Annotated in this window: 4 protein-coding genes and 1 pseudogene; 2 read left to right on the top strand and 3 right to left on the bottom strand. The window is 59.7% G+C overall.

Annotated features, from left to right (window positions below):
• From CFR80_RS17560 to CFR80_RS20035, 3 genes and pseudogenes are all read right to left on the bottom strand, one after another.
• On the bottom strand, positions 1 to 229 hold a 229-nt coding region (locus CFR80_RS17560; RefSeq protein ID WP_181418275.1), incomplete at its 3' end, for a transposase zinc-binding domain-containing protein.
• A gap of 19 nt (positions 230 to 248) precedes the next feature.
• Complete coding sequence (locus tag CFR80_RS17555) at positions 249 to 1,160, bottom strand: tyrosine-type recombinase/integrase (protein WP_077813801.1); 912 nt, start codon at positions 1,158 to 1,160, stop codon at positions 249 to 251.
• A 629-nt stretch (positions 1,161 to 1,789) separates the two neighbouring features.
• Positions 1,790 to 2,059 (bottom strand): annotated as a pseudogene (locus CFR80_RS20035) (recombinase family protein); the annotation flags it as partial.
• Between the two features lie 85 nt (positions 2,060 to 2,144).
• Here CFR80_RS20035 and CFR80_RS19080 point away from each other — a divergent pair.
• Together CFR80_RS19080 and CFR80_RS19075 are read left to right on the top strand one after the other, a co-directional pair.
• Entirely contained in the window at positions 2,145 to 2,405 is a 261-nt protein-coding gene (locus CFR80_RS19080; RefSeq protein WP_062271023.1) for a hypothetical protein, read from the top strand.
• Positions 2,406 to 2,510: 105 nt separating this feature from the next.
• Positions 2,511 to 2,744, top strand: a complete 234-nt coding sequence (locus CFR80_RS19075) for a hypothetical protein (protein WP_146221701.1) — start codon at positions 2,511 to 2,513, stop codon at positions 2,742 to 2,744.
• Positions 2,745 to 2,787: the final 43 nt, after the last annotated feature.

Below are 2,787 nucleotides of genomic sequence, written 5' to 3'. Positions count from 1 at the left end.
CGTTCCCCTGACAGCGCGGACAATGACGGTTGCGACAGCTGTTATAGGCGATCCGCCAGTGTCCACAGTCCCCGCAGGCCGCGACATGACCACCAAGGGCCGCCGTGCGACAGTGTTCGATCGCCGACATGACCTTGAGCTGCTGCAGGGGGAGACGGCCGGCATGGGCTGACCGCCAGGCAGGGCCGGCAGCCCGGAAGATGTCCCCCAGTTCGAGGGAGGCGGACATGACCGCCCCCGCCCGGGGATCAGCCGTCGGGCCTCGCCTGCGTTGTCGCCAGTATGCCCAGTCTGTCGAGCGGACTGATGACGGCCCGCACGGTCCGTGTCGCAACTTTTGTATAAAGGGCCGTGGTCTCCAGGCGGGAATGACCCAGCAGAACCTGGATCACTCGGACATCGACACCATCCTCAAGCAGGTGCGTGGCAAAGCTGTGCCGCAGGGTATGAGGCCCCACACGTCTGGTGATCGAAGCAGCCCGCGCGGCATCGACAACCACACGATGGAGCTGCCGTGTGCTGATGGGCCTCATGGTGTCCTGGCCGGGAAAAAGCCAGCCACCGGAATGCATCACGCCCTGCTGGCGTCCGGCCTTCCACCACTCCCGCAGCAGGGGCAGAAGGTCTGCCGGAAGCATGGCGTTGCGATATCGTCCCCCTTTGCCCCGTTCGACCCTGAGCAGCATGCGCTCGCTGTCGATATCGCTGATCTTGAGAGCGGCGACCTCGGCCACCCGCAGGCCTGCCCCATAGGCGACCGACAGGGCGGCCTGATGCTTGAGGCATACGGTCGCGTTGAGCAACCGGGCAACTTCATCGCGGCTCAGCACGACGGGCAGGTTGCGGGGCTGCGCTACCCGGACCAGCCTGCGTGCAAGGTCGGGGCGGTCGAGCGTCTGGGTGAAGAAAAACCGCAGCGCCGACACGATGGCATTCATGGTCGGTGTCGGCATGCCAGCCGCGTTCTGCGCAATCTGGAACTGGCGCACATCCTCGACTGTTGCCGTGTGGGGTGAGCGGCCCAGAAACGTGGCGAAACGGCCGACATCGCGAAGGTAATTGCGCTGCGTCTCCCGGGAGAACCGCCGCACCGCCATGTCATCAAGCAGGCGCTGGCGAAGGGGACTGATTGCAGCAATGCACAGGGACTCTGTCATCATCCGGCTCCTTCTGGTGGGAAGAAGCCAGAGTGCTTGGCCCGATCAGGACAGTTCCAAATAAAACAGATCGCTCACGCCGTGGTGACAGACCTCCACATCGCACCAATCCCGCGCAGCGGGTTCGTTCTTCCCCCCTTAGCTGCCCGGGCGGCCAGATGCCGTGATCAGAGACCGGCCATTTGGCTTGAACATTTACACCCTGTCGGGAATCATCTGTTTTCCGATAGGGGGCATGATTAATCTATCGTTCACGACGAGCCCACGAAGGCTAACGGGAGCGGGAGGACGCTCAGTCAGTAAGAGCCGCTTCTACGGGCGCCTGCGCATGAAGCATTGTGGTATCGCAAGTCGGGTGTCCTGGCGGCCAGATACTGCGATCAGAAACCGGCTACTCATGAACATTATCTTTGAATTATAAATGCCCGAAGTAGGCTCTTCCAGAGAGGCTCGCCTGCCGCCCTCCAGGCCCGATGAAGCTGCTTGTCGGCGGCGAGAGTGTTCCGAAGTAGAGGCGATACCGAGAGCCTTTCCTTTGTGCTGGATCCTTCTCGCCGTTGGCGTTGGCGCTCTCGGCGGATCAGAATGGCGCGGGCGATATTCATTGCTACGATCTTCCGGTCGTCTGCTTGTCAGTCATTGGCGTCATCCTCTCTCATGTTTCTGGCGCGCCGGTAGATGGCTTGCCGTGTCACTCTGTAAGCTGCCGCAACCTCGGCTGATTTCTCCCCGGCCTGTATCCGCGCCATAGCTTCGGCCACCTGCTCATCGGACAGCACGGCCTTGCGGCCTCCGGTCTTGCCTCTCGCCCGTGCCGCTGCGAGACCGTTAACCGTCCGTTCCACAATCGACTCGCGCTCCCATTGCGCCATCGTGGCAATGATCGCAAAAACTAGCCGCCCCGTGCGGGTCCTATGGCAGCGCCGACGCTATTCAGACCTGGCGCGGCGTCGCATCGATGTCCTCTTAACCCCGGAGAAAAATCACATGACGTATGAAGAGCAAATGAAAATTGTGAACTCACTGTCAGATAAAGAGGTCGAAGAGTATGCGCGTCTGATCGTGGCTCGTGGTGCAACGGATTACCCACCAGACACCTTCACTGAAACTTTCGGATTGAAAGCTGCCGCTCTTGCCGGAGCCGGATATTCCAACCGCCTTGCTCCAGTTCTCAAAAGCATTGGGTTTGCTATTTCACTGAAGCTGTTTCCCGGCAACCGAGAAGGATGCGCAGTACATTCGATTTGACAATAAAACCCCGGATTGCGGCCCGCATCCCTTTTCCTCCGGGTACCCTTTTCAGTCGCACGATTGAAGCAGAACGTATTCGCGTGAATAAAAGGATCACTAATCATGACTGAAACCATCGCAAACCCGGGGGTAACGCCCATCATTATCGGCTCAGAAATTGAAGCTACACCGTTTCGGTTCGGTTTCGATCTGGGCGCGGCAACGGTCCACACTATAATTATCGGCCCGACCGGGCAGGGAATGTCCTGTCTTGCCGAGATGATGTCCGTAGCAATGGACGCTAAGAGTATCCGTTGTGGTCAAGCGGCTTTTGGCGTCCAAAGCCGATCTTTGTGAAGCAGGGCGTTTGCGAGGACAACGAGCTTTCGCATGATTGCGG

The sequence above is a fragment of the Komagataeibacter oboediens genome (genome assembly GCF_003207815.1).
Lineage (GTDB): Bacteria > Pseudomonadota > Alphaproteobacteria > Acetobacterales > Acetobacteraceae > Komagataeibacter > Komagataeibacter oboediens.
Note: the sequence above shows the minus strand (reverse complement) of the source record. Positions and strands in the feature narration are given on the sequence as shown.